24 protein-coding genes, 2 tRNA genes and 1 pseudogene are annotated in these 26382 nt (G+C 65.2%); 10 read left to right on the top strand and 17 right to left on the bottom strand.

The genetic code is table 11. From position 1 onward, the window contains the following. From DYI37_RS14580 to DYI37_RS14575, 3 genes and pseudogenes are all read right to left on the bottom strand, one after another. Positions 1 to 956, bottom strand: a 956-nt coding sequence (locus DYI37_RS14580; protein WP_199520164.1) for a hypothetical protein, incomplete at its 3' end; no start/stop codon positions are given. Positions 957 to 1010: 54 nt separating this feature from the next. Continuing rightward, a pseudogene (locus DYI37_RS20580) lies at positions 1011 to 1280 on the bottom strand (DUF6538 domain-containing protein); the annotation flags it as partial. 83 nt (positions 1281 to 1363) lie between these two features. After that, positions 1364 to 1453, bottom strand: a tRNA-Ser gene (locus DYI37_RS14575). Positions 1454 to 2141: 688 nt separating this feature from the next. Here DYI37_RS14575 and dxr point away from each other — a divergent pair. Then, a complete protein-coding gene (dxr, locus tag DYI37_RS14570) occupies positions 2142 to 3305 on the top strand; it encodes a 1-deoxy-D-xylulose-5-phosphate reductoisomerase (protein WP_116683961.1) in 1164 nt (387 codons plus the stop codon). A gap of 129 nt (positions 3306 to 3434) precedes the next feature. Next, the gene (locus tag DYI37_RS14565; RefSeq protein ID WP_116683960.1) at positions 3435 to 3626 is read left to right on the top strand and encodes a hypothetical protein; all 192 of its coding nucleotides are present in this window, start codon (positions 3435 to 3437) and stop codon (positions 3624 to 3626) included. Between the two features lie 148 nt (positions 3627 to 3774). Here DYI37_RS14565 and DYI37_RS14560 read toward each other — a convergent pair. Beyond that, positions 3775 to 3859, bottom strand: a tRNA-Leu gene (locus DYI37_RS14560). A gap of 534 nt (positions 3860 to 4393) precedes the next feature. Between DYI37_RS14560 and DYI37_RS14555 the strand changes: the two genes are divergently transcribed. Continuing rightward, positions 4394 to 5401, top strand: a complete 1008-nt coding sequence (locus DYI37_RS14555; protein ID WP_116683959.1) for a complex I NDUFA9 subunit family protein — start codon at positions 4394 to 4396, stop codon at positions 5399 to 5401. Between the two features lie 53 nt (positions 5402 to 5454). Continuing rightward, a complete protein-coding gene (locus tag DYI37_RS14550; protein ID WP_116683958.1) occupies positions 5455 to 6189 on the top strand; it encodes a sulfite exporter TauE/SafE family protein in 735 nt (244 codons plus the stop codon). Here DYI37_RS14550 and DYI37_RS14545 read toward each other — a convergent pair. Beyond that, a complete protein-coding gene (locus DYI37_RS14545; protein ID WP_116683957.1) occupies positions 6179 to 7102 on the bottom strand; it encodes an undecaprenyl-diphosphate phosphatase in 924 nt (307 codons plus the stop codon). The two genes, DYI37_RS14550 and DYI37_RS14545, sit on opposite strands and share 11 nt — an antisense overlap. Positions 7103 to 7342: 240 nt before the next feature. Here DYI37_RS14545 and DYI37_RS14540 point away from each other — a divergent pair, with 240 nt between their 5' ends. Beyond that, entirely contained in the window at positions 7343 to 8035 is a 693-nt protein-coding gene (locus DYI37_RS14540; protein WP_116683956.1) for a glutathione S-transferase family protein, read from the top strand. A gap of 239 nt (positions 8036 to 8274) precedes the next feature. On the opposite strand, the gene DYI37_RS20575 is transcribed toward DYI37_RS14540, so the two are convergent. The 7 genes from DYI37_RS20575 to DYI37_RS14505 all read right to left on the bottom strand — a co-directional run bounded on the left by DYI37_RS20575 (position 8275) and on the right by DYI37_RS14505 (position 18322). Continuing rightward, entirely contained in the window at positions 8275 to 10704 is a 2430-nt protein-coding gene (locus DYI37_RS20575) for a polyhydroxyalkanoate depolymerase (protein ID WP_116683955.1), read from the bottom strand. Positions 10705 to 10797: 93 nt separating this feature from the next. Beyond that, positions 10798 to 11316: a GNAT family N-acetyltransferase gene (locus DYI37_RS14530; protein ID WP_158555185.1), complete on the bottom strand. Its 519-nt coding sequence runs from the start codon at positions 11314 to 11316 to the stop codon at positions 10798 to 10800. A gap of 40 nt (positions 11317 to 11356) precedes the next feature. Further along, positions 11357 to 11650 (bottom strand): DUF1330 domain-containing protein, encoded by a 294-nt coding sequence (locus DYI37_RS14525; protein ID WP_116684009.1) that lies wholly within the window; start codon positions 11648 to 11650, stop codon positions 11357 to 11359. A 142-nt stretch (positions 11651 to 11792) separates the two neighbouring features. Further along, positions 11793 to 12539, bottom strand: a complete 747-nt coding sequence (gene pyrF, locus DYI37_RS14520) for an orotidine-5'-phosphate decarboxylase (protein WP_116684008.1) — start codon at positions 12537 to 12539, stop codon at positions 11793 to 11795. A gap of 17 nt (positions 12540 to 12556) precedes the next feature. Next, a complete protein-coding gene (locus DYI37_RS14515) occupies positions 12557 to 13819 on the bottom strand; it encodes a PAS domain-containing protein (protein WP_116683953.1) in 1263 nt (420 codons plus the stop codon). A gap of 296 nt (positions 13820 to 14115) precedes the next feature. Then, positions 14116 to 17031: a DNA polymerase I gene (polA, locus tag DYI37_RS14510; RefSeq protein WP_116683952.1), complete on the bottom strand. Its 2916-nt coding sequence runs from the start codon at positions 17029 to 17031 to the stop codon at positions 14116 to 14118. 76 nt (positions 17032 to 17107) lie between these two features. After that, positions 17108 to 18322, bottom strand: a complete 1215-nt coding sequence (locus DYI37_RS14505; protein ID WP_116683951.1) for an ROK family transcriptional regulator — start codon at positions 18320 to 18322, stop codon at positions 17108 to 17110. A gap of 263 nt (positions 18323 to 18585) precedes the next feature. Here DYI37_RS14505 and DYI37_RS14500 point away from each other — a divergent pair, with 263 nt between their 5' ends. From DYI37_RS14500 to rimM, 4 genes are all read left to right on the top strand, one after another. After that, the gene (locus tag DYI37_RS14500; protein ID WP_116683950.1) at positions 18586 to 19614 is read left to right on the top strand and encodes a sugar ABC transporter substrate-binding protein; all 1029 of its coding nucleotides are present in this window, start codon (positions 18586 to 18588) and stop codon (positions 19612 to 19614) included. 118 nt (positions 19615 to 19732) lie between these two features. Beyond that, the gene (locus DYI37_RS14495; protein WP_116683949.1) at positions 19733 to 20803 is read left to right on the top strand and encodes an ABC transporter permease; all 1071 of its coding nucleotides are present in this window, start codon (positions 19733 to 19735) and stop codon (positions 20801 to 20803) included. Further along, positions 20779 to 21585 (top strand): ATP-binding cassette domain-containing protein, encoded by an 807-nt coding sequence (locus tag DYI37_RS14490; RefSeq protein WP_425365047.1) that lies wholly within the window; start codon positions 20779 to 20781, stop codon positions 21583 to 21585. Before DYI37_RS14495 ends, DYI37_RS14490 begins: the two co-directional genes overlap by 25 nt. 150 nt (positions 21586 to 21735) lie before the next feature. After that, entirely contained in the window at positions 21736 to 22329 is a 594-nt protein-coding gene (gene rimM, locus DYI37_RS14485; protein ID WP_425365051.1) for a ribosome maturation factor RimM, read from the top strand. A 130-nt stretch (positions 22330 to 22459) separates the two neighbouring features. Here the strand turns inward: rimM and DYI37_RS14480 are convergent, their stop codons facing one another. After that, positions 22460 to 22678 carry a DUF3072 domain-containing protein gene (locus tag DYI37_RS14480; protein ID WP_116683947.1) on the bottom strand — a complete coding sequence of 73 codons (219 nt, stop codon included), beginning with the start codon at positions 22676 to 22678 and terminating at the stop codon, positions 22460 to 22462. A 246-nt stretch (positions 22679 to 22924) separates the two neighbouring features. Between DYI37_RS14480 and DYI37_RS14475 the strand changes: the two genes are divergently transcribed. Next, positions 22925 to 23293 carry a hypothetical protein gene (locus DYI37_RS14475; protein ID WP_116683946.1) on the top strand — a complete coding sequence of 123 codons (369 nt, stop codon included), beginning with the start codon at positions 22925 to 22927 and terminating at the stop codon, positions 23291 to 23293. 125 nt (positions 23294 to 23418) lie between these two features. On the opposite strand, the gene DYI37_RS14470 is transcribed toward DYI37_RS14475, so the two are convergent. The 4 genes from DYI37_RS14470 to tsaD are packed head-to-tail and all read right to left on the bottom strand — an operon-like array spanning position 23419 to position 26290. Continuing rightward, positions 23419 to 23856, bottom strand: coding sequence for an EVE domain-containing protein (locus DYI37_RS14470; RefSeq protein ID WP_116683945.1), 438 nt, complete (start codon positions 23854 to 23856; stop codon positions 23419 to 23421). Between the two features lie 7 nt (positions 23857 to 23863). After that, positions 23864 to 24154, bottom strand: a complete 291-nt coding sequence (locus tag DYI37_RS14465; RefSeq protein WP_116683944.1) for a YciI family protein — start codon at positions 24152 to 24154, stop codon at positions 23864 to 23866. A gap of 37 nt (positions 24155 to 24191) precedes the next feature. Next, positions 24192 to 25178, bottom strand: coding sequence for an NAD(P)H-dependent glycerol-3-phosphate dehydrogenase (locus DYI37_RS14460; protein WP_116683943.1), 987 nt, complete (start codon positions 25176 to 25178; stop codon positions 24192 to 24194). Beyond that, positions 25175 to 26290 (bottom strand): tRNA (adenosine(37)-N6)-threonylcarbamoyltransferase complex transferase subunit TsaD, encoded by a 1116-nt coding sequence (gene tsaD / locus DYI37_RS14455; protein WP_116683942.1) that lies wholly within the window; start codon positions 26288 to 26290, stop codon positions 25175 to 25177. Before tsaD ends, DYI37_RS14460 begins: the two co-directional genes overlap by 4 nt. Positions 26291 to 26382 lie beyond the last annotated feature (92 nt).

Here is a 26382-nt window from a genome sequence, read left to right as displayed (position 1 = left end):
ACCCCGACCTTGAAGATCGCGGAAATCTTTTCCGCGCTCAGAGGCTCGGCCGAAACGGGAGGCGCCGCCGTGTTCGGCCACCAGACCCGAACATACGTGAACGGGTTGTTGTAGCCGAGCGTCGCGGCCTTGTAGCCGATCATCGTCTTGACGATGCTGACATAGCCCTCCTGAAGCGCCTTGCGCGCCAGCGGCTTGGCGTGGAGATCGCGGTTGCGGTCGATGATCTCGCGCGCCGTCAAGTGCTTTGGACGTTCCGCGACGCTGGCGGGCCAGAAGGTCAGGAGACTGATATAGGCCTGAAGGTCGGACCCGTCATATGTGTCGACGGGATGGTCTCCGATCAGCTCGATGAAGAGGTCCCGCCGAAAGCGGGCTGTCTTGAGATCCTTGTTCTTAACCCCGGAAGCATCCGCCCTGGCCGCCAGATAGTCGTCCGAGACTTCGCTGAAAAGCGGCATCGTCGAGGCCGGACACTGCACGAAGCGGCGATCAAGCTTGAATGCAGGGATCTTCTGTCCATGCTCGTCCAGCGGTTCCTGCATTGGTGAGGGCGTCGACAAACCCTGCCGAGCGTCGGTCATCGTTTGCGGAGCGGCTGCCGCCGGAGTTTCAATCGCCGGAGCGACAGCCTGAGGCGCCATCACAGGAGCTGGCATCGCATCTGCGGACTTGATCGCGCCTGCGGACGTCGCCGTCCCCATGAACTTGTCGACGTACTTTTCTTTCAGGATATCCGCACTGTCGACAATCAGCGGATTGCCTTCGGAGCCTTTGGCGATCTCGCGCGCGATGGCGACAAGCCCGCGCATTCCCTCGAACGAAGCTTCTTCTTCCGGGCTCGGGCGGGGAGCCTCGCCAGCGATGAAGGAATGATACGCCTTCAGCCATCCCCGCATCTCGACCAGCGCCTCTTCCGAGGTTTCTCCGGAGAAGGTCGGCGTCCTGTCCTCCACTGGCCCGCCGTCCTCATCTTTGCCTCCAGCCAATCGTCTGCCTCTCAGTTCATCGAACCGCCCCCGTGCGTGAGCTGCAAGGAGGTCGGCTTTGCGCCGTGCCTCGCGCGCCGAACAGGCGCCGAGACTGATACGGATCGGCGGCCTCGAGCGACCGCCACCAAGATCCTTCGGAAGGCGGACCTGGAAGAGATAGATCGTCCCGGACCGGACGAGATAAGGACCCGCCCCGCGTCGATTGACGTCCGATTCGGTCCGCTTCGGTGATCCGCCACGCGATACACGGCACGATACACCGGACGATACACCAGCCAAAACCGACATTCCCACACTCCCAAAACGGGTGTGTCGATCGGGTCGAATGCGTGAATAAGCGGGATTTTAAATGGCGGAGAGTGGAAAATCCGTGGCGGAGAGGAAGGGATTCGAACCCTCGATACCGTCTCCGGTATACTCCCTTAGCAGGGGAGCGCCTTCGACCACTCGGCCACCTCTCCGTGCCTCCTCTTAAGAGGTTCCTGGGAGGCGGCGCAAGATGGGGGGATGGAATTTCCGAAGGTCTCGGAGAATTTCGTGCCGGTGGCGGAGGCATGCCCGGGGATTGGGGGCGTTCCGGGGGCAGGGCGCGCCTATCGCTGGATTGCGTGGAACATCGAAGATCTTGTCTCGTCGGGATTGGGGCGTCGCCGCCGGTGTGCCGGAGACGTCCTGAAGTGTCGATCGGACGAGCACATCCTATGGGACAGCCGCACATTTCGTCGAATTCGCATACCACCGTTGGGCAGACGACATGGCTTTCGATTGGCTCTGTGCGTCCCCCGCTTTTGGCACGGGTCTGGGTCGGCCGCAGATCTTACCGTCTATCTCGGTGTCGGCGGCCTCTCTCCGTCTCCGCCAACTTGGATCGGCGATAAACTCGGCAATCGGCTTCGAGCGTAGAGAGAGAAGCCGAGCTCTCGCGGGTGCGGCATCCCAGCGCAGCATCCTCACGTGGTGTTCGGGAACGTGGTTTTCAGGTGCTCCGAATTTTTGAAGGCTTGCGCGTCCTCGGGGGAGAACGTTGCGGTCCGCGATGGGGGATGTCCTGTTCCGGCCGGGCCCTGCGCCTTCGCGGGCGGGCGATATCATTTCGTGGAACGAGCCTGTAAACGACGCCGACAGCATGCTGCGAAAGGCCGATCGATTATGAAGAGCGTATCCATTCTCGGAGCTACGGGATCGATCGGACAGAACACGATCGACCTCATCGCTCGCTCGCCGGACGCCTACCGCGTCGTGGCGCTGACCGGCGGGCGCAATGTGGAGAAGCTTGCCGACGATGCGCGCCGCCTCAAGGCGGCGATCGCGGTAACGGCCGAGCCGGCTCTCTACGCGGAGCTCGCCGAACGGCTCGAAGGATCGGGCGTCGAAGTCGCCGCCGGGCCGCAGGCCCTCGTCGAGGCGGCCTCCCGCCCGGCGGACTGGACGATGTCCGCGATCATCGGCTCGGCGGGCCTCGAGCCGGGACTGGCCGCGATCGGGAACGGCGCCACTCTGGCCCTCGCCAACAAGGAGAGCCTCGTCTGCGCCGGGCCGCTGCTCCTTTCTGAGGCGAAGCAGGCGGGTGCGAGGATCCTGCCCGTCGACAGCGAACATTCGGCGATCTTCCAGGCACTCGTCGGCGAGGATATGGCGGCCGTCGAGCGCATCACCATCACGGCTTCCGGCGGCGCCTTCAGGGACTGGCCTGAGGAGCGCCTCGCCGAAGCCACCGCAGCCGAGGCCGCGACCCATCCCAACTGGTCGATGGGGCAGCGAATCACCATCGACAGCGCGAGCCTCTTCAACAAGGCGATGGAGCTCATCGAGACCCACGAGTTCTTCGGTGTGCCCTCGTCCGCGATCGATGCGGTGATCCACCCCGAATCCATCGTTCACGCGATGGTCGCCTTCCGGGACGGCGCGGTTCTCGCCCATCTCGGCTTTCCCGACATGCGCCACGCGATCGGCTATGCGCTGAACTGGCCGGATCGCCTGGCGCTCCCGGTTCCGCGGCTCGATCTCGTAAAACTCGCATCGCTGACATTCCGCGATGCCGACGAGCGCCGACACCCCGCTCTGCGTCTTGCCCGCGAGGTCATGGACGCCGGCGGCCTCAGCGGCGCGGCCTTCAACGGCGCGAAGGAGCGCGCGCTCGATCTGTTCATCGAGGGGCGCATCACCTTTCCGACCATGGCCGCCATCGTCGAGCGGGTGCTGGATCGCCTCAGCGCTTCGGGAGACCTTGCCGGCGCGATGACCATCGAGGCCGTGCGCGACATCGACGAACGCTCCCGCCGGCTGGCCGACGAGGCGGCGGCTGAGCGGTGACGCAACCGTCATCTCCGTTTCGCGGACGGGCCGGTTGAACTGCCAGCGCGCCAGCCGATAATCCACTTATGGAAACAATGCGATATCCGGCCACAGGCCGGTGCAATAAGGCGCGCGAGGAGAAGCCAGATGGCCAGCGATCATGAGAGCGGCAGGACCGAAACCGTGACCCGTAACGCACCGCGGGCCCCATCGACCCTCGACGACGGCATGCCGATCGCCGACAAGCGCGTCGGTTTCGGCAAGGGCGCGGGAAAATGGCTTGCGGTCTTCGGCGTCGTGGTGATCGCAGCGATCCTGATCTTCACGGGCACGGTCTGAGGAGCGCCGAAAAGCCGCATCAGGGCCGTGTCAAAAATTGTAGGATCATCGGGTTCGCCGAATGAGAAGAGTCGGACAGAACGCAATGACGTCCGGAATCGTCTCGGCGTCTGTTTCGGGTCTCGTCGGACTGCTCGAAACAGGGATTTGGTGCCCAGGAGAGGACTCGAACCTCCACGCCTCGCGGCACACGGACCTGAACCGTGCGCGTCTACCAATTCCGCCACCTGGGCAACGGAGGGGACCTTTAGGGGGTGTCGGAGGGCCTGTCAACGCAGATTTGTCGTCCGGGATCGCCTTTGTTCTGGACGGGCGAATTTCGCGCGGGGCGCTGGCTGTTCGACGGGGTTGCGAGCCGGCGGCTTCTGCACCTTCGGGCTTCGGTGTCCGGAGCGTGAGGACCCGAACGAGGCGGCCGGCGGGTGGATGGGACCGTGCCGGATCGACGCTGCGCCGCTTTGGGGCGGTGCGATGCGGAACCGCAGGCTCGAACGGCCATTGCCAGGTCGCTGGATGCGGCGATGGGGAGCGTTGCCCAAGGTCTGGCGCAAACCCGTCGTTCGTTATAGGGAACGGTCCCGAACGGCGTGGCCGCCGACCGTCTCGCTCCTGCCGCCGATCCTCGGCGTTCGCGGCGGCGATTGTTCGGCGGATCGAGGATGTCGCGGGACTTCCCGGCATTGCGCGCCATAAACAAGAGCAGACGTCGTGACAGGGCATCCGCCGGGATGCCTGCCGCGTTTGAGGGCCTTAGAAGCGAGGGCGATATGACGGTCGATACGGGCAAGACGGTGGTGGTGTTCGGGGGATCGGGCTTTCTCGGTCGCTATGTGACGCAGGCGCTCGCCAAGCGCGGGCACCGGATCGTCGTCGCCTGCCGCAGGCCCGATCTCGCCTATCATCTGCAGATCGCCGGCAATATCGGCGCGATCATGCCCATTCAGGCCAATCTGCGATATCCCTGGTCGGTGGAGCGGGCCGTGAAGGGCGCGGACCATGTGATCAATCTCGTGGGCATTCTCGCCGAAAGCGGCAAGCAGAGCTTCGATAGCCTGCAGGCCAAGGGTGCGCGGCTCATCGCCGAGGCGGCGAGGCAGGAGGGGGTGAACATGACCCAGATCTCCGCCATCGGAGCCGACCCGTCCTCCAACTCGAAATATGCCCGCTCCAAGGCCGCCGGCGAACAGGCCGTGTTCGAGGCGCGTCCGGATGCCTACGTGCTTCGGCCCTCCATCATCTTCGGACCTGAGGACGAGTTCTTCAATCGCTTCGCCGGGATGTCGAGGCTTTCGCCGGCCCTGCCGCTGCTGGGTGGCGGCAAGACGAAGTTCCAGCCGATCTATGTGGCCGACGTCGCCGAGGCGGTGGCCAAGACCGTGGACGGCGAGGTGGACGGCGGCAAGGTCTACGAACTCGGCGGGCCCGAGGTGCTGACCTTCCGCCAGATGATGGAAGAGATGCTGCGCATCATCGACCGCAAGCGGCGATTCGTGACGATCCCGTTCTCGCTCGCCGGCACCATGGCGAACTACATGCAGTATGTACCGGGCGCGCCCCTGACGCCCGATCAGGTCAAGCAGCTTCAGAACGACAATGTCGTCTCGCAGGAAGCGATCGACGATGGGCGGTCGCTCGAAGCCTTCGGCATTCGCCCGGCGACGATCGACGCGATCCTTCCGACCTATCTCGTTCGCTTCCGGCCGCAGGGTCAGTTCACCCGGCCGACCCGCCATGCCGGCGGCCTCGATCCCGAGAACCAGGACGGTCTCGTCTGACATTCGACGATTTCGGCCTCGGCCCTTCGGTCTGGCAGTGGCTTGCGCCGGGATTGCCGGGCTGGGCCGCCGCCGGACTGATCGCGGCGAGTTTCTTCACATCGGCGCTGACCGCCGCCTTCGGGCTCGGCGGCGGCGTGACGCTGCTGGCGCTGATGGGGCTCGTCCTGCCGCCTGCCGTCCTCATTCCGCTCCACAGCGTGGTTCAGTTCGCATCCTTCGCAGGGCGCTTCGGGGTCCAGCGAAAGGCGGTGCGCTGGGACAAGGCTCTGCCTTTCGTCCTGGGCGGCTTCGTAGGCGCTGCGATCGGCGCGTTCACGGTCGTCACGCTGCCCGAGGCCGTGCTTCGCCTCGTTCTCGGAGCCTTCATCCTCGCAACGCTCCTTCTCAAGCTGCCGGCGCTCGGCCGCCTGAAGGACTGGCAATATGGCGTGGCGGGTGCGGTGACGGCCTTCCTGTCGATGTTCGTCGGCGCGAGCGGCCCCCTCAACGCGGTTCTCTTCACCCGCGCCTTTTCCGATCGCATGGAGGTCGTGGCGACGATGGCGGCGGTGACGGCGAGCCAGCACGCGCTGAAGATCGCAGCCTTCCTCTTCGCGGGTGTCGCGCTCGGGCCTTATCTCGGCCTCGCGGTCGCGATGATCGTCACCGGCTTCGGCGGCACCTTGATGGGAACGGTTCTTCTCGATCGCCTGAACGAGGCGCTGTTCCGCAAGGCTCTGACGGCGCTGCTGATCGTTCTGGCGGCAGAACTCCTGCGCCGTGGCCTCATGGGCCTCAGTGGCTGAGGCGGCCGGTCTTCTCGGTCGTTGCGGGTCCCGCGGGCGCAGTGCCGCTGAGGTCCTGGGAATAGCCGTCTGCGGGCAGCGCCGACGGGTCGCCGCGCATCGTGTCCGGAGAGAGCGTGAAGATGAGGACGATGCCGAGAATGCCGACGAGGATGCGCCAATAGGCGAATGGCGCGAAGCCGTGGCGCGAGACGAAGTCGAGAAGGGTCCGCACCACGACGAGGGCGGCCACGAAGGCGCAGACGAAACCGATGACGATCAGGCCGAGATCGTCCGTCGAGAGGTAGGAGCGGTTCTTGAAGAGATCGTAGGCGACCGCGCCGAACATGGTCGGCATTGCGAGGAAGAAGGAGAATTCGGCGGCCGAGCGCTTGTCGGTTCCCATCAGGAGCGCGCCTGCGATCGTCGCGCCCGAGCGGGAGGTGCCCGGCACCATTGCGAGACACTGGAAGATGCCGATCTTCAGACAGAGCGACAGCGGATAGTCCATGATGTCGTCGTAGCGCACCTTCAGCGGCATCTTGTCGATGACGAGGAGGATGATGCCACCGACGATCAGCGCGGCGCAGATGACGAGGGGCGTCTCGAACAGCACGGTCTTGATGAAGTCGTGGGCGAAGACGCCGATCACCGCGGCCGGAAGGAAGGCGAGGAGAATGCCCGCGACGAAGCGCCGGCTCCTCGGGCTCGAGGGAAGCGAGACGAAGAGCTGCCAGAGCTTTGCCGCATAGACCGAGAGAATCGCGAGGATGGCGCCCAGCTGGATGACGATCTCGAAGACGAACCCCGTGGAGCGGAAGCCCATGAAATGGCCGAGAAGCAGAATATGACCGGTCGAGGAGACGGGAATGAATTCGGTCAGCCCCTCGGTGATCCCGAGAATGACGGCGTCGAAGACCGAGCTGAGATCCATGGACAGTTTCCTCGTGCAGTGCGCGCCGCCCTTTCGGATGACGCCGAATGTGATCCGGGCCGTGGCACCGGGAGCCTTCGCGATCGGCCGTGGGTCGGATGCGATGCGTTTAGCACGGCATCCGTTCACCGACCGTTGACGCATTTCCGCAACCATGCGCAAACGCCGTTTACCAGACCCTGCGAATGATGCGTCAGTTTCCCGTCGAACTGTCGCGGCAATGCCTTAGATACGACTGCGATGCTGAAACTCTATCACCACCCCATGTCCGCTGCTTCCCGCTACGTGCGCCTTCTGACGGGCGAATACGGCGAAAAGCCCGAGCTCGTCGAGGAGCGAACCTGGGAGCGGCGACGGGAGTTTCTCGCGATGAACCCCGCCGCGACGCTGCCGGTTCTCATCGAGGATGATGGCGCACCGATCGTCGGGGGAATCGTCGCCGGCGAATATCTCGACGAGACGCGGGGCGTCTTCTCCCGGGACAAGCGCCTGATGCCGGAAAAGCCCGTCGAGCGGGCGGAGGTGCGTCGGCTCACCGAGTGGTTCATGGAGAAGTTCGACGCCGAGGTGACCCGCTATCTGGTGCGCGAACGCGTCTTCAAGCTGGAAATGCCGAAATCCGAGGGCGGAGGCTCGCCGGATGCGTCTGCGATCCGCGCGGCGCGCACCAATTCCAAGCATCACCTGCGCTATATCGGCTGGCTCGCCGAAAGCCGGAACTGGCTCGCCGGACCACGCCTCACCCAGGCCGATCTCGCAGCCGCAGCCGCCCTGTCGGTGCTCGATTATCTCGGCGAGATCCCGTGGGAGAGCGAGCCGGCCGCCAAGGAGTGGTATAGCCGCATCAAGTCGCGACCGTCCTTCCGCCCGCTCCTAAGCGAGCGTGTTCGCGGCGTTCCGGCCGTCCAGCACTACGCCGATCTGGATTTCTGAGCCGTCCGCCGGACGGTCACCATCCGGGCCGGCCGGACTTCGGCGTTCGCGATGCGACGCCTTTCGCAAAGACGCGGCCCCGCGGCTTTTTTTCGGCGAGAGATCCTGATCGGGCGCGTGAGCCCGCCTGCTTTCCTGCCGTGAGAGAGGCCCGCCGAGGCTGATAAAGCAAAACGGCCTGGCCCCGAATGGGGAGCCAGGCCGTCGAAAGTCTCGGATGGAAACCTGCGAGGTGGTGGTTACTTCCTGCGGGCGGCTGCTCGACGCGCCCGCCGGTTTCCGGCCGCCGGCTTGTCGGCCGGTCTGCGCTCCTGGCTGGTCGCGGTCACAGGCTGCGACTGGTTCGCGGCAGCAGGCGTCTTGGCCTCGCTCTCCTTTGCCGGTGTCTCGTTGGCACTGGCTGCGGCCGGAGATGCTGAAACCGGTTCCTGCGCCTTCGGCTCGTCCTTGGAGGCGGGCTTGGCCGTCGCCGACGCGTTTTCGGGGCTCGCAGTCTCCGCTTTCGGGCTCTCGGGCTTCGTCTCCGCTGCCTTCGTCTCAGCCGTCTTCGGCTCTGCATCGGAGGAAGCCGCCGTCTTCGAAGCCGCCTCGGAGGCTACAGGCTCTTTCTTGGCTTCGGCGTCTTTTGCCGGCTCAGACTTGGGTGTCTCGACCTCTGCCTTGGCCTCGACTGCCGGCTTGTCGCCATCTGCCGCTTTCGCATTTGCGGAGGCAGAAGCCTTCGGGCTCTCGTCGGAGGCCTTCGCGGGGGAGGCATCCGCTTTCGGCGACGTCTGGTCGGAGGATTTCGCCTGCTCGGATTCAGCGTCCGTTCCCGTCTTCCGATCGCCTCGTGCCGTTTCGGGCTTCGCGTCCTTCGCCTCGGCGACCGAGGTCGCGGGCTTTGCGGCCTCGGACTTTGTCTCTGCGGGCTTATCGGCTTCGGTCCTGGCGGTCGCAGCCTTGGCCGGCGTCTTCGCGGCGGGCTCGTCCGGGCGGGACGGGGAGGCGGGGGTCGATGCGCTCGCGGACGGGAAGAGGCTTGCCTGCCCCTCGGTCGCGGTTTCGCGCTTCGGCTCGACGGAATCGGCAGCAGGAGTGGCGACAGCTTCGGCCTTCGGCGCGGATGCGGACTTCGCCGCCTTCGCCTTCGGCGTCTTGCCTTCGCCGCCGGCCTTTTCGCTCGCCGCCTTTCGCCCACGCCTCGGAGAAGACCCGACGGCCTCCAGGCCCTTGGCGAATGCTTCTTCTGCCGGATCGGAGAAGGCGCGCATCATGCGGGCGCCCGCCACGAAGGGATTTTCGGCGAACATCAGCGGATCGGCGATGCCGGTCTCGCCGCCGATCGCACGGCCCTGGCCGAGTTCCTGCGCCTTCGCCTTGCGTTCGGCATGGGCGCCGTAATTGCGGCCTGCCTTGCTCTTCGGCCGCTCGCTCTTGGGAAGGCCGGCCGTTCCATGGGTGGTCCCATGGGTGAGCGCGAAGTCGACGATGCGCGGCACGATCTCGGAGCGGAAGCGCGATCCGTTGAAGACGCCGTAATGGCCGACCTTCGGCTGCACGTAATGAACGCGCATATCCTCGGGAATGTTCGTGCAGAGCTCCTGGGCGGCCTCGGTCTGGCCGACACCGGAGATGTCGTCGTTCTCGCCCTCGACCGTGAGAAGCGCGACGCGGCGGATCGCGCCGAGATCGATGGTCTCGCCGTTGAAGGTCATCGTGCCGCGCGGCAGCGAATGCTTGATGAAGACCTCTTCGACGGTCTGGAGATAGAACTCGGCCGTCATGTCCATGACGGCGTTGTACTCGTCATAGAAGCTGCGGTGCTTCTCAGCCGAATCGCCGTCATCCTTCACGAGATGCCAGAAGAAGTCCTTGTGCGCCGCCATGTGGCGATCGAGGTTCATCGACATGAAGCCGGTCAGCTGAAGAAAGCCCGGATAGACCATGCGGCGGAAACCAGGCTGCGGGAACGGCACGGTCATCACGACATTGTCGCGGAACCATTCGATGCCCTTCTCCTCCGCCAGGCGGTTGACCGCCGTCGGGTTGACGCGCGTATCGATCGGACCGCCCATGAGCGTCATCGTCGCCGGATAGCAGTCGTCCCCGTGCTTCTCCATGTGCGCGACGGCCATCAGGACCGGTACAGAGGGCTGGCAGACGCCGAGAACGTGGGAGTCCGGCCCGAGGAACCGCAGGAAGTCGATGACATACTGGGTGTAGTCGTCGAGATCGAACTTGCCCTCGTCGACGGGAACCGTGCGCGCGTCCTTCCAGTCGGTGATGTAGACGTCCGCATAGGGAAGAAGCGCCTCGACCGTCCCGCGAAGAAGGGTCGAATGATGCCCGGAAAGCGGTGCGACGATGAGAAAGCGCGGATCGGGCTTGCGGTCCTTCGGCAGATCGCGTTCGAAATGAAGGAGCCGGCAGAAGGGCTTGTCGAGGGCGACGAGTTCGCGGACCCCGACATGCTCGTGCCCGACGACCGTCTCGGTCAGGCCGAATTCAGGCTTGGCGTAGATGCGCGTGGTGCGCTCGAAAAGCTCGGCACCCGCCGCGATCGCGCGGCCCATCGCGGTGCGCGAAGCGGGATTGAGCGGGTTCTGATAGGTCAGCCGTGTCGCGTCGGCAGCCGCCCGCAGGGGCGCCAGAAGCGCATGATTCCATTCGTAGAAGTAATACAACATGAGTTCGTGTTCCGTCCTCTTTGCGTTGTTTTTAGCAGACTTTGCTGCGCTGCACAATTTCCGCGCATCGTCGCCGGGCAGAGGCGGTCGCGCTCATAACCATTTGAGCATGATGCGTTGCATATCCGCCTTACCTGGATCGGGAGCGCTCGCGCGGCGCTTCTCGTCGAGCCAGCGTGGGCAGTCTGTGGGAGGAATGGTGACGAACCCGCGCGCCCCGAAGAAGCCTGCGGCGCGCGCGGCGGCGCCGTCGACACTGAGGCCGATTGCCCGATAGAAGAACCATCCGGCCCGCTCGCTCACCGATTTCAGGAGGGCGGCCGCGAGGCGTTCGTGCCGGTAGGCCGGCGCGAGATGGAGGCAGGACATCCAATAGAGATCGTCCTGTGGGGATGCCACCGCGAACCCGGCCGTCTCGCCTGCCGCCTTGTCGACGAGCACGAAGACCTCGTTCGCGAGAAGAAAGCGGGTGAAGGCGCCGAGATCGGCGATCCGGCTGGCGGGGCTGCTCGGCGAAAAACTCTCGGGCTCGTCGTCGCTGCGCGCGATGCCATGGAGCGCGGCCACCTCGCCAGGCTCCATCATGCGGATCGCGTAACCGTCTGGCGCCATGCCCTTGAACGCCTTGCGTCCGTTCTTCGCCGGCCTGGTCCTACCCGTCATAGCCTTCGACGAGGATGATGTCCGCATCCGCGATGGCCTGGCGGATCGCGGCGGCCTTCCGGTATTGCGGGCTCTCGTAGCAGGCTCTGGCCTTTTCGATGCTCTCGAACTCGATGACGATGTTGCGCGGACGCGCATCCCCCTCGAGCTGCTCGAAGGCGCCGCCGCGCACGAGAAAGCGGGCGCCGTACTCCTCGAAGGCAGGCCTGGCGGTCTCGACATATTCGCCGTAGCGATCGGGATCGCGAACCTCGACGCGGGCGATCCAGTATCCTTTAGGCATCAAACCTGTCCTTCCGTAATGCAGGATCGAGGCGTTCGGCGATCGGGCGCTCTCAACCAGACGCCCAAACGAGCCCACCTTCACCATTTCTCTGGACGCAACGGGGGATCGTAACACCCGATGCGAATTTTCGCCCAGATGCTTAGGCGGCCCCGGCCATTTCCGCAAGGATGGCCCGCGCGGCGGCGGCGGGGTCCGCGGCCTCCACGATGGGCCGGGCGACCACGAGATGCGAGGCGCCGGCCTGAAGCGCCGCAGCCGGCGTCATGACGCGCTTCTGATCGCCGCTCGCCGCACCCGCAGGACGGATGCCGGGCGTGACGATCGCCATCTCCGTCCCGATCACCTGCCGCAGGGCAGGGGCCTCGGCCGCCGAGGCGACGAGCCCGCCGATGCCGATCTGCCGCGCCTGAGCCGCGCGCCGGGCGACCAAGTCCTCGACGGAGACGGTGCCGTAGCCGGCCTCGCGAAGATCGCCCTCGTCGAGGGCCGTCAGCACCGTCACGCCGAGGATCAGAAGGTCGGACCCGCGTGCGGCCTCCGCAGCGGCACGCATGGCATGGGGATAGGCATGGACGGTCATCATCGCGGCACCGAGACGCAGCGCCCCCTCCACGCCCTTGGCGACCGTGTTGGGAATGTCGAGGAGCTTCAGGTCGAGGAAGACCTTCTTGCCGGCCCGCGACAACTCGCCGACCAGCGGCAGGCCGCCGGAATAGGCGAGCTGATAACCGATCTTGTAGGTCGAGACGGTCTCGCCGAGCCTGTCCACGATGTCGAGGGCCTGGGCCGGCGAGGGGACGTCGAGGCCGACGATCAATCGGTCCCGGATCGCGTCCGGGAAGGATGCCTGTTCGAGTCCGCTGTCCGAAGCGCGGTCCGATCTCATGTCTGCGTCGTTCTGGTTCATTTGTCGGCTGGTATGTCCACTGTCACGGTCGTTCCGACGGTCGTCGAATTCACGTCCAGACGGGCGTCGAGCCCGCGCACGAGCGACATGATGATCCGCCCGCCGAGCCCGCCTTCCTGACGATCGGCTTCGTCAGCCTCTGGCGACGCGCGGTTTTCGGCAGATTTCAGGGCTCCGCCGGACCCCTTCTTCTCCCCGGTTCCGCTCTCGGCCGACATGGAGAGAGAAGCGGCGATCTCGCGGGCGTCGTTGTCACTCTGCGCATCGGCCTCGGCCGCAGCGCGAGTCTTGTCGATCGCCTCGCGAACCGCTTCGCGATCCATCGGGCGAGGCGGCTTTCTGGAGCCGTGCGGCCAGTTCACGCCCTCCTTGAGGCCGATGCCGTCGTCGACGACCGTCAGGCGGATCACGCCGGAAGAGAGCATCTTCAGCCGCGCCTCGACGAGCCCCTCGTTGCGACCCTCGAAAGCGTGCTTCAGGGCGTTGGTCAGCAGTTCGGAGAACAGGAGGCCGATGCGGGCCGCGCGGTCGACCTTCAGGGTGATCGCGTCGCAATCCACGTTGACGCGCACCGAACGGCGCCCGTCGAGATGGCCGATCGTGGACGCGATCCGGCTGACATAGGCGCCGAGCGGGATGGTCTCCGATTGGGCCGAGCCGATGCCGGACTCGGTCATCTCCTGATAGAGCAATTGCAGGCTCTCGATCCGCCGGGCCAGCGCCGAAAAGCTCTCTTCGCTCGATTTGACCCGGGCCTGCATCCTGATCATGCCGATGATCATGGAGAGATGGTTCTTGACGCGGTGCTGGATTTCGCCGAGCGCCCCGTCCGCCTTCCTTTTTCCCTCGCTCGAGGTCTCCCCGGTGATGTCGCGCTGAACGCCGAGGAAGCACTGCAACTCGCCACCGTCGTCGTAGAGGGCCGTGATCATCAGCTTGTTCAGGAACTTCGTGCCGTCGGCCCGATAGTTCTCGATATCGATCGTCAGATCGTCTTCGTTGTCGAGCGCGGTGCGGATCTTCGCTACCTGATCCGGATCGGTCTCCGCGCCCTGAAGAAACCGGCAATTGCGCCCGATGATCGCGGCCGACGAATAGCCGGTGATCTTCTCGAACGCTCGGTTGGCGTAGATGATCGGATTGTCGGGCAGATGCGGATTGGTGAGGACGAGAGCGAGGGGAAGCTTGGAAAGGGCTGCGGCGCTCATGCCGTTGGGCATCGAGAAATCTGACTGTTCGTTCGTTTCGCGCTGATCCATGCAGTGTCCTCTGGGCCCTCTCGTCTTCGGGCCGTCAGCCTCGGTCTTCGGTTATCGGCAGTCCGAATGCGGTCAACCGAAGAGCATCCTGCGGATCAATCCCCCGGCGATGCCTATGCGTGCCAAAATTGGGACGATCGGCCAGACTCTCAAGTCTAATCTTTCGTCGGAAACCTCGCGCGGTCGGCGCTTAAGGCACGGTCGGCCCCCAATCTACAATCGTCGGCGCGCATTTGAAAGAACCTTGGGCTTGCTGATCTTTCACGCGAGAAGCAACGGTCGCGCCGATCCTTCGATCAATGCGCCTCTTCCCAGTTGGCCGCAGCTTTCGCATCAACTTCGAGCGGCACGGACAAATTGACGCGGGGGCCCGCCGCGTCCTCCATGATCTCGCGCACGATCGCGATCGTCCGATCGACTTCGTCATCCTCGACCTCGAAGATGAGTTCGTCATGGACCTGAAGCAGCATCTTCGCCGAAAGGTCCGCTTTCTGCAGCGCGTCTTCGACCCGGATCATCGCGCGGCGGATGACGTCGGCCGCCGTTCCCTGGATCGGCGCGTTGATCGCCGCGCGCTCGTTGAAGGCCCGAACCTGCGGATTGGAGGCGGTGATGTCCGGATAGTGCGCGCGCCGGCCGAACAGGGTCTCCACATAGCCGTGCTTCTTCGCGTAGGCCTTGGTCTCGTCCATATAATCCCGAATGCCCGGGAAGCGCTCGAAATAGCGCTTGATGTAGAGCCCAGCCTCCTCGCGCGGGATGGTCAGCTGGGCCGCGAGCCCGAAGGCGGAAATTCCGTAGATGATGCCGAAATTGATGGCCTTGGCCCTGCGCCTCACCATGGGGTCGATGCCTTCGACGGGGACACCGAACATTTCGGAGGCGGTCATCGCATGGATGTCGATGCCGTTGCGGAAGGCGTCCTTCAGCTGCGGGATATCGGCGATATGGGCGAGGATCCGAAGCTCGATCTGGCTGTAGTCGGCCGAAAGGAGCTTCTTGCCCTTCGGCGCGACGAACGCCGTGCGGATCGCGCGGCCCTCCTCGGTGCGAACCGGAATGTTCTGAAGGTTCGGCTCGGAGGAGGACAGGCGTCCCGTCGTGGTCGAGGCCATCGAGAAGGAGGTATGGATACGGCCCTCGGCATCCATGTGGGAGGGCAGGGCGTCGGTATAGGTTCCCTTGAGCTTGGTCAGCTGGCGCCAGTCCACGACCCGGCGCGGCAGATCGTGGCCCTCGGCCGCCAGATCCTCCAGAACGCGGGCATCGGTGGACCACTGGCCGGTTCGGGTCTTCTTGCCGCCGGGGAGGCCGAGTTTGCCGAAGAGGATCTCGCCCAGCTGTTTGGGGCTGCCGGGATTGAATTCCTCGCCGGCCATCTCCGCGATCTCGGCTTCGAGGGCCGCCTGCTTCTGGCTGAACTGGCCCGACAGTCGCGAGAGGATCTGTCGGTCGACCATGATCCCGCGCTGTTCCATCCGCGCCAGAACCGGGACCAGCGGGCGTTCGAGGCGCTCGTACACCTTGGCGAGGCCTTCTGCGGCAAGGCGCGGCTTGAGCACGCGCCACAGTCTCAAGGTGACGTCCGCGTCCTCGGCGGCATATTCGGTCACCTTCTCGATCTCCACGGCGGCGATGGGCCGGGCATTGCGCCCGGTTCCGCAGAGCTCCTTGAAGGTGATCGGCTTGTGGCCGAGCCAGCGCTCCGACAATTCGTCCATGCCATGGCCCGTCAGCCCGCTCGAGGCGTCGAGGGCGTAGGAGATGAGCATGGTGTCGTCGATCGGCGCCAGCACGATGCCGTGCTGGAGCATCACGAGACAATCGTATTTGACGTTCTGCCCGATCTTGAGGATCGCCGGATCCTCGAGAACCGGCTTCAGGATGTCGAGGGCCTCGCCGAGCTTCATCTGTCCGCCGAGCGCTTCGAGAGCGCCCGGGTCCGACAGGAGATCGGCATCCGGCGAGACGTGGCCGAGCGGCAGATAGGCGGCCTCTCCCGGCTCGATCGCGAAGGAGACGCCGACGAGTTCGCCCTTCATGGCGGACAGTTCGCTGGTCTCCGTATCGAAGGCCATCAGACCCTTCTCGCGGACCCGGCCCATCCACGTCTTCAGGGTCTCGGCATCGCGGATCGTCACATAGGACGACCGGTCGATCTCAGCCGATTGTCCCTCTTCGGCGCGCGTTGCGGCAAGCCTTTGCGGTGTCGCCGCAAAGACGGTCTCGCCGGAGACGCCATCGCCCTCGAACGGATCGAGATCGGGTCCGCGCGGCGCGCCTTCGATGTCGAGTTCGGCGCTCTTGACCTCGCTTGCATCGGTGTCGAGGGTCGCGGCGACACGGCGCGTGAGCGTCGTGAACTCCATCGCCTTGAGAAAGGAGACGAGCTTCTCCCCGTCCGGCTCGTTGATGAACAGATCCTCGAGGGGGATATCGATCGGCGTGTTCTCGTCGAGCGTCACCAGACGCTTGGAGAGGCGGGCCTGATCGGCGAACTCGATGAGGTTCTCGCGGCGCTTCTTCTGCTTGATGCCCTCGGCCTGTTCGAGAAGGGCTTCGAGCGTCCCGTATTCCTCCAGAAGCTGCGAGGCGGTCTTCGGACCGATGCCCGGAACCCCCGGCACGTTGTCCGACGTGTCCCCGACCAGCGCCTGAAGGTCGATCATCTTGTCCGGATAGACGCCGAATTTCTCCTTCACCTCTTCGGGGCCGAGGCGCTTGTCCTTCATCTGGTCGTAGAGAACGACCTGCGGGCCGACGAGCTGCATCAGATCCTTGTCGGAGGAGACGATCGTCACGTCGCCGCCGGCTTCGACGGCGAGGCGCGTATAGGTCGCGATGAGGTCGTCGGCCTCGAAGCCCTCCTTCTCGATGCAGGGCAGATCGAAGGCGCGGACCGCGTCGCGGATCAGGCCGAACTGCGGTCTCAGATCCTCCGGCGGCTCCTCGCGATTGGCCTTGTATTCGGAGTAGAGCGCGTTGCGGAACGTCGTCGAGGAATAGTCGAAGATCACCGCGAAATGGGTGGGCGCGACGCCGACCGAGGTGTCGCGTGATTCTTCCACCAGCTTCCACAGCATGTTGCAGAAGCCCGATACGGCGCCGACCGGCAGGCCGTCGGATTTGCGCGTCAGCGGGGGCAGCGCGTGGTAGGCGCGGAAGATGTATGCCGAGCCGTCGACGAGGAAGAGATGGTCACCCTTTTTCATGGGGCAGAGGTAGCTTGCGCCCGCCTGTTAGTCCATCGCTTCGATCGCCGTTCCGCACCTGCCGTGACCGATGTCCTCAGCCGGCCTCGCCGGAGGTGATGCGCTGATCGAGCAGGAAGCGGGCAAAGAGCGGAAGGCTGGCCGCGCCGAGCGAGCGAGCGTTGACGCCCACATTGCCGGACCGGAACCTGACCGGGGAGATGCCTTTCCGGTTCAGGGTCTCGTATTCGCGGCGGGTCTGCCTGACGAGGCGATCGAGGATCGGACGGGGCATCGCGCCGTCGATGATGGCATCCTCGAAGTCGTAGACCGAACAGGCCGACAGGACCGCATAGGCAAGGCCGCGGCTGGCCTCGTTCAGCCAGTTGTCGAGGGTCCCGGAGAGTTCGCTCCAGTCGCCCTCGGTATCGAGGATGAGATCGGGATCGCCGTCGCTCTCGGTGATCGCGGTCTCGAGCCGGTTGAGGGACGCGAACTCGATCAGTTGACCGGATCCGCCGTCCTTGCGCGGGATCGGCAGCGAGCCGAGGGCGCCGGCATTGCCGAGCCGGCCCTGAACGAGGTCGCCATTGATGACCAGTCCGCCGCCGGCGAAGGCGGCGATGAAGAAGTAGACGAAGTTCGCGCAGTCGGAGCCGCCGAAGACGTTTTCGGCGGCGCATGCCGCCGTCGCATCGTTCGCCGCATAGACCGGAAGCCCGGTGATCGCGGAGAGTTCGGCCTCCGCGTCGAAATCACGCCAGGGTGCGACATCGGCCGGCGGCGCGCCGATCTCCTCGGCCCATGACCAGATGTCGAAGGGCAGGGCGACGCCGAGCCCGATGACCCGGTCGCGAAGGACCGGAGCGATCTCGGCGGTAAGTTCCTTGTGGCCCCTTTCGACGAATGCGACGATGTCCGAGACGCGCGGATAGGTGTAGCGGATGGTTCGGTTCGACCGGATCTGGCCGACGAAATCCATCACGACGAGTTCGCTCGATCGCCGGCCGATCTTGAGGCCGAAGGAGAGCACGCCGTCCGGGTTGAGGCGCATCGGCACCGATGGCTGGCCGACCCGGCCGCGCCGCGGCTGATCGCGGATGACGAGGCTCTCGTTTTCGAGCGAACGCATGATCACCGACGCGGTCTGCGCCGAAAGCCCCGTGCGGCGCGCGATGTCGGCCTTGGCGAGTTCGCCGTGCCTGCGAATCAGGGAGAGCACCGCGCGCTCGTTGTGGGCGCGAAGGCCCGACTGATTCGAGCCCCTCGACCGTCCGTCGACGGCGACCTCGTTCAGACTGGTTTCCGACATGCTCCCCCCTCATGCGATACATCGAACGGAACGCCGCACGCGGCGGTGATACATGCACGCGCGGGCGCCCTTCGTTTCGTTTTGTTACAATGATCGGAAAACCCACCTTTCGCAATAAATAACTTTTAGTGATTTAAAGATTGACACGAACCCTCATTCGGTATTCTCTCTTCACCATGCTCGGCGCTGGGAGGTGTTGCGCCGACGAATAATCGGGCCGTCCATCAGACGAAGGGCCCGCGTTCCAAGGGGAGGAGTTCCAGATGATCATTCGCGCAGCTTTCACGACGACGGCTCTCGCCGCCGCGCTTTTCGCAGTCCCGGCGGCCGCTCAGGACGGCCAGCCGATCAAGGCCTGCCTCGTGACCAAGACCGACATCAACCCGTTCTTCGTCAAGATGAAGGAAGGCGCCAGCCAGAAGGCCCAGGAACTGGGTGTCGAGCTGTCGACCTATGCCGGCAAGGTCGACGGCGATCACGAGACCCAGGTCCAGGCGATCGAAAGCTGCATCGCGGCCGGCGCCAAGGGCATTCTTCTGACGGCGTCCGACACCAAGGCGATCACCGACGTGGTGCGCCAGGCACGCGATCAGGGCATCCTCGTCATCGCGCTCGACACGCCGCTGGAGCCGATCGACGCGGCCGACGCGACCTTTGCGACCGACAATTTCAAGGCCGGTGAACTGATCGGCCAGTGGGCCCGCGCCAAGCTCGGCGCCGAGGCCGAGAACGCCAAGATCGCAATGCTCGATCTCACCCCGTCCGCGCCCTCCGTCGATGTCCTGCGCGACCAGGGCTTCCTCTCGGGCTTCGGCGTCGACGTGAAGGACGCCAACGTCATCGGCGACGAGGAGGACCCGCGCGTCGTCGGTCACGAGGTGACCAACGGCAACGAGGAGGGCGGGCGCACCGCCATGGAGAGCCTCCTACAGCGCGATTCCGGCATCAATCTCGTCTACACGATCAATGAGCCCGCAGCGGCCGGCGCCTACGAGGCCCTGAACTCCTTCGGTCTCGCCGATCAGGCGGTGATCGTCTCGGTCGACGGCGGATGCCCGGGCGTCGAGAACGTGAAGGCCGGCGTCATCGGCGCGACCTCCCAGCAATATCCGCTGCAGATGGCCTCCCAGGGCATCGAGGCGATCGTCGCCTTCGCCAAGGACGGCACCAAGCCGCAGTCGTCCGAGGGTCTCGACTTCGTCAATACCGGCGTGAACCTGGTGACCGACGATGCGCAGGAGGGTGTCCCCTCGATCTCCGTGCAGGAAGGCCTCGACCGCTGCTGGGGTTGAGATCGGCTTGACGACATGCGGCGGGCCGGCCGGGATCGATCCCGGCCTGCCGCAGTCCGGCAGAAGGCCGGCCCAGCCCAGAGCTGCTTATTCCTGACCTTTCGCGGAGCCTGACGCCATGAGCGAGACGACCGGCAAGGGAGCCGATTACGAGGCATCCCTGAAGGATAGCGACACCTCCGTCGCCGCCTTCGAACACAAGTCGAGAGGGCCGCTCGGAACGGCCCAGCATTTCCTGCACGGCAATCCGACCATGGTGCCGGTCATCGTGCTGGTGATGTCGGTGGTGGCCTTCGGCCTCGTGTCGCCGAACTTCTTCTCCGCCTTCAACCTGTCGCTGATCATGCAGCAGGTGGCGATCGTCGGCATTCTCGCGGCCGCCCAGAGCCTCGTGATCCTGACCGCCGGCATCGACCTTTCGGTCGCCGCCGTGATGATGATGATCTCGGTGATCATGGGGCGCCTTTCGGTCGAGCTCGGCATCCCCGTTCCGCTTGCGGTTCTCATCGGTTTCGCCTGCGGCGCCTGCACGGGTCTCCTCAACGGCCTGCTCGTCACCAAGATCAAGCTGCCGCCCTTCATCACCACGCTCGGCACCTGGAACATCTTCCTGGCGCTGAACTACTACCTGTCCAATCGCGAGACCATCCGCTCCCAGACGCTCGATGCCGAAGCGCCGCTGCTCAAGCTCTTCGGCGAGCGCTTCAATCTCGGAGGTGCGGTGCTGACCTGGGGCGTCGTGCTGATGGTCGTCATCTTCGCGGTGCTCTGGTTCATCCTCAACCGCACGGCGTTCGGCCGGCATATCTATGCCATCGGCGACGACAAGGAGGCGGCGGATCTTTCGGGCATCCGCACCGACCGCACGCTGATCGGCGTCTACGTCCTGTCTGGCGTCATCTGCGCCGTCGCCGCCTGGGCCTCGATCGGCCGCGTGGGCTCCGTCTCGCCGACCTCCTTCTTCGAGGCGAACCTCGAATCGATCACGGCGGTCGTCATCGGCGGCATCTCGCTCTTCGGCGGACGCGGCTCGATCCTCGGGCCGCTGATCGGCGCCATCATCGTCGGCGTCTTCAATTCGGGCCTCCGGCTCGCCGGGGTCGACGTGCTCTGGCAGCTCTTCGCCACCGGCTGGCTCATCATCGTGGCGGTCGCCATCGACCAATGGATCCGGAGGATCTCGGCATGACCAAGCCCACTCCCGTCCTCATGGGGCGCGGCATCGTCAAACGCTACGGCCGCGTCACCGCTATCGACCATTCGGACTTCGACCTTTATCCGGGCGAGATCCTCGCGGTCATCGGCGACAATGGCGCCGGCAAGTCCTCGCTGATCAAGGCCGTTTCCGGTGCGATCGTGCCCGACGAGGGCGAGATCCGCCTGAACGGCGAGCCGGTCAGGTTCGCCTCGCCCATCGAGGCGAGGGATGCCGGGATCGAGACCGTCTACCAGCAGCTCGCCCTCTCGCCGGCCCTCTCGATCGCCGACAACATGTTTCTCGGTCGCGAGATCCGCAAGCCGGGTTTCCTCGGCACCTATCTCAGAATGCTCGATCGGGCCGAGATGGAGCGGATCGCGCGCGAGAAGCTCAACGAACTCGGCCTGATGACCATTCAGAGCATCACCCAGGCGGTGGAGACGCTTTCGGGCGGCCAGCGCCAGGGCGTCGCGGTGGCACGGGCCGCAGCCTTCGGCTCGAAGGTGATCATCCTCGACGAGCCGACGGCCGCACTCGGCGTGAAGGAGAGCCGCAAGGTGCTGGAACTTATCCAGGACGTCCGCTCGCGCGGTTTGCCGATCGTGCTGATCTCTCACAACATGCCGCACGTGTTCGAAATCGCCGATCGCATCCACGTTCACCGGCTCGGCAAACGGCTCTGCGTCATCGATCCGAAGCAGGCCGCCATGAGCGACGCCGTCGCCTTGATGACCGGCGCCAAGGCTCCAGAACGCTCGATGGAAGCGGCCTGAGGGCAATCTCCTCCTGTCGAAGGGGAAACGGCGAGGTCTCGGGCCTCGCCGCTTGAACCGCCCAGTTTGAACCTCGGTCGTGGAACCGATAAGAGGACCTGCCCCGCCGGAACGGCGGGGCAGGTTCGAACTTTTTTCCCGATGGCTGACATGACGCTCGAAAACCCCGTTCTCCTCGGCATCGTCGGAGGTGCCCACGGCATTCGCGGCGAAGTGCGCGTCAAATCCTATACCGAGAACCCGGTGGATATCGGCGCCTACGGGCCGCTGCGGGACGAGCGGGGCAATGTCTACACGATCCGGCAGGCGCGGGTGCAGAAGAACGTGGTCGTCGTCACCTTCGAGGAGGTGCGCGACCGCAACCATGCCGAACGGCTGAACGGACGCGAACTCTTCGTCGAACGTGCGCTTCTGCCCGAGCCGGAAGAGGACGACGAGTTCTATCTCGACGACCTCGAAGGCCTGAACGTCGAAACCCTCGACGGGATCTCGATCGGCATCGTCAGCGCCGTCCATAATTTCGGAGCGGGGGATATTCTCGAAGTCTCGCCGGAAAAGGGGTCGAGCGTCATGATCCCATTTTCCGAAGCCGCTGTCCCGGAACTCGATCTCGACGCCGGATTCCTGAGGATCGACCCGGTGGCCGCCGGGCTCGCCGCCACCGACGAGGATGGCGACGAAGACGAAGTCATGCCGGACGAGGGCACCGGAGCCGACGAGGACGATCGGGAAGAGCCCCGATAAATCTTCGGGCCGTGCTTCGATCCGGAGAGTGTGGCGGCTTCGATCGAAAGCACCCACTCGGAATGCCGCCGGATTTCGAACGATCGTGGCGTCCGCTGTCGGCGTCGGCCTCGGGCCCTGTGCGGCGATCTCAGTTCGTGTCGACGCGCTTGCTCTCACCCTGGAGCTTGTCGATCATCTTCGACGCCCCCGCTTTGTCGAGCGTGTCGTCGAATTCGTGGCCGGTCTCCTCGCAAAGGGTCTTGAGATAAGAGGCCTGGGCGCCCGTCATGGGCTCACCGCCCGTCGTCCAGTTCTCCGGGTCCTTCTCCGCATTGGAGGGGGCATCGATCTTCGGGGTGTCGGTCATAAGACGGGGGCTCCATTGAATAGGATATCTCAGATCGTTCCCTAAATGTTCCGACCGGGGTTTCGGTTCCCCGATGCATCCCCGTCCCTCGTAAGGCCTGGGATCTTCTTTCAATGACATTTTCCTGATCGCGCCCCGTCGCCGTCGATTTCCAACGTCCGGACATTGGCGGGCGGCGACCTCGCTCCAGGTGCCGGGGATGACATTTGCATCCGGGCATCCCGCCCGGTTCGGAAGGAGACTTCAATGCGCCTTGCAGCAATCGCGCCGATCGCAGCCCTGACCCTCGCCGGCTTCGCCGCGCCGGCCCTCGCGCAATCCTCGGCCGAGGAGATCCGCTCGGCCCTCGTCGGAAACACGTTCCAGGGCGATATGGGAAGCAGCGAATATACGAGCTATTTCGGCGAGGACGGCACCTATGCCGATCCCTCGACGACGGGCGCCTACACGATCACCGACGAGGGTGTCTGCTATCCCGGCACCGACTATGGCTGCTATCAGGCCACGATCGACGGCGATCAGCTCGAATGGTCGCAGGACGGAAAGCCCCAGGGTTCGGGCAGAATTCTCGAAGGCAATCCGCTCGGCTTCGGCGAGACGGAGAATGCGGGCTGAGACCTGGTAGCGAAGCTGCCAACTCCCTGCGCTGAGAGAGCGCGCAAACCGGTGGAGGCTCGGACAGAGCGTTGGGCCTCCACCGGTCTAGAAACGTCACGAGATGCGGTCAAGCGCGGTTCCTGTCAGCCGCCCATGACATCCTTCGGGTCGAGGCCCCCGAGTTCGCAGACGAGCCGAAACTCGCTTTCCTCCACGGGTTGAACCGAAAGCCGTGAGTTGTTGACGAGGACCATGTCCTTGAGCCGTGGCTCGGCCTTCACCTCGTCCAGCGTGACGGGACGGGGAAGGTCCTTAACGGCCTTGATGTCCACGCATTCCCACTTGCCGGTTCCGTCGGTCGAGTCGGGATGAGCTTCCGCCACGACTTCCACGATACCGACGACTTCCTTGCCCTCGTTGGAATGGTAGAAGAAGCCGCGATCGCCGACAGCCATCTCGCGCATGAAGTTGCGCGCCTGATAGTTGCGCACGCCGTCCCATTCCTGACCGGCGTCGCCCTTATCCTTCTGCGCCTCGAAGGACCACTTGAAGGGTTCCGACTTGAACAGCCAGTAGCGCATGCCGCTCTCAGTCCTTCGCCGTGTTGTTGATGGCGAGACGCCACGGGCGCACCGTCACGCTGGCGAAGAGGCCGGCCTTGGCATAGGGGTCGCGCTCGGCGATGGCGGCTGCCGAGGCCTGGTCCGGGGCCTCGACCACGACGAGGCTGCCGCAGGCTTCCTCGTTCCCATTGAGGAAGGGCCCGGCGAAGATCAGCGTTTCTCCGAGGCCGCGAAGGTGTTCGAGATGCTCGGGCCGCGTCGACTGGCGCAGCTGCGTGCTGCCGGGTTTGTCTTCGCAGAGAATGGCGAACAGCATCGGATGTCCTTCCGTTTGTATGAGACGGGTGTGAGGGTTATGCGGTCTCGGCTTCCCGGCGCAAGGGGCGGGCGAGAAGCATGCGCATCGCCTCGTCGACGGAGAGTTCGCCGTTGAGGATCTGCGCGAGGACGGCGATGATCGGTGCGTCGATGCCGCGCTCGCGGGCGAGCCGCGCCGCGATCCCGGCGGAATGAACGCCTTCGGCAAGCTTCAGGCCGGTGCGATCCTCGCCGCGACCGAGCGCCATCCCATAGGCGAAATTGCGGGACTGGGCGCTCGAACAGGTGAGAACCAGATCGCCGAGGCCGGACAGGCCCATCAGCGTCTCGGGCTGGCCGCCGAGCGCCTCGCCGAGCCGGCGCAACTCTACGAAACCGCGCGTGAGGATCGCGGCCTTGGCCGATTCTCCAAGGCCCCGGCCGATCGCCATGCCCGCGGCGAGCGCCATCACGTTCTTCAGCGCGCCGCCCGCCTCGACACCGGCGACGTCGCCGCTCGCATAACAGCGGAAGGTATCCGTCGACAGGCGTTCGCAGGCCGCGTCCGCGAGGTCGAGACCGTTCGCCGCGACGGTGACGGCCGTCGGCAGGCCGCTCGCCACATCGGCCGCAAAGCTCGGCCCCGAAAGCACTGCGACGGGGTTCTCGGGAAACGTCTCGGCGACAATGGCCGAGGCGAAGCGCCCGGTGGACCGCTCGATGCCCTTGGAGCAGAGGACCAGCAGGGCATCGTGCGGAACGAACGGAGCAAGGCTGTCGCAGACCGTCGCGAGCGACTGGGCCGGCACGACGAAGAGCACGATCCGCGCCCCGGCCAGAGCCTCTTCGGCCATGCTGCTGGTGCGCAGTTCGGCGGGCAGGGGAATGGCCGGCAGATAGCGGGCATTGATGCGGTCCGTGCCGATCTCGGCCATGCGGGCCGCATCGCGCCCATAGAGAACGGTCTCGTTGCCGGTTCTGGCATAGAGGCTGGCGAGCGCCGTTCCCCAGGCTCCTGCGCCGACGATCGTGATCCGGGTCATGCCTTGGCCCCCCTTCGTCCATGGCCGACGAGCGGCGCTGCCGTCTCGTCGAGCGGCCAGCGTGAGCGCACGGGCGTATCCAGCCCATCGCGCAATCCCGCCTCGTATCGCTCGAGGCCCGCATAGGCGATCATCGCGCCGTTGTCGGTGCACAAAGCGAGCGGCGGTGCGGCGATCGAGAAGCCGGCCTCGTCCGCAACGCTTTCGAGCGCGGTCCGGATCGTGCGATTGGCCGCGACGCCCCCGGCGATGGCCGCCACCGGCGCGGCGATATCCGGAAATTCGGCTCGGAACCGCGCGAAGGCCCGTGCCATGCGATCGGCCAGCGTATCGGCGCAGGCGGCCTGGAAGCTCGCGCACAGATCTCGCACGTCCCCCGGGGAAAGGGGTGCAGCCTTCTCCGCCGTCTGCCGCACGGCGGTCTTGAGGCCGGAAAACGAGAAATCGAGGCGCGCTTCCCCGCGCATGGGCCGGGGAAGCTGGAAACGTTTCGCATCCCCGCCGATCGCCGTCCGTTCCACCTGCGGCCCTCCGGGATGGCCGAGATCGAGCAGCTTGGCGGTCTTGTCGAAGGCCTCGCCCAGCGCGTCGTCGATCGTCGTGCCCCAGCGCTCGTAACGGCCGAGCGCCTTGACGAGGACGATCTGCGTGTGACCGCCCGAGACGAGGAGAAGCAGGTAGGGAAAGGCGAGGCCATGGGTCAGCCGCGGCGTCAGCGCGTGGCCTTCCAGATGATTGATCGCAAGGAAGGGGAGATCGCGTGCATGGGCGATCGCGCGGGCCATGCTCGCACCGACGATGAGACCGCCGATGAGGCCCGGCCCGGCGGTCGCCGCGACCGCGCTGAGGTCGTCCATGCCGAGCCCCGCCTCCGACAGCGCCGCAGACACGATGCCGCCCAGCGCCTCCGCATGGGCTCTCGCCGCGATCTCCGGCACCACGCCCCCATAGGCGGCATGATCCTCGATCTGACTGTAGACGATGTTCGAGAGAACGACCGGCTCACGCGTCCCGCCGCGCGAGACGACGGCCGCCGCCGTTTCGTCGCAGCTCGTTTCGATGCCGAGAATGAAGGGCGGCCTGTCTTGCCGGGATCGTTCGGTGGGGGACATGAGCGTGTCGATCGTTGCGTCGAAAGGGCTTTTGACAGACCACCCTTGCGGTGAAAAGCCCTTGGCCGCTCGACGGCCCCGGCGAAATCGGA

It is taken from the genome of Fulvimarina endophytica, assembly GCF_003403015.1.
Taxonomy (GTDB): Bacteria; Pseudomonadota; Alphaproteobacteria; order Rhizobiales; family Rhizobiaceae; genus Fulvimarina; species Fulvimarina endophytica.
Note: the sequence above shows the minus strand (reverse complement) of the source record. Positions and strands in the feature narration are given on the sequence as shown.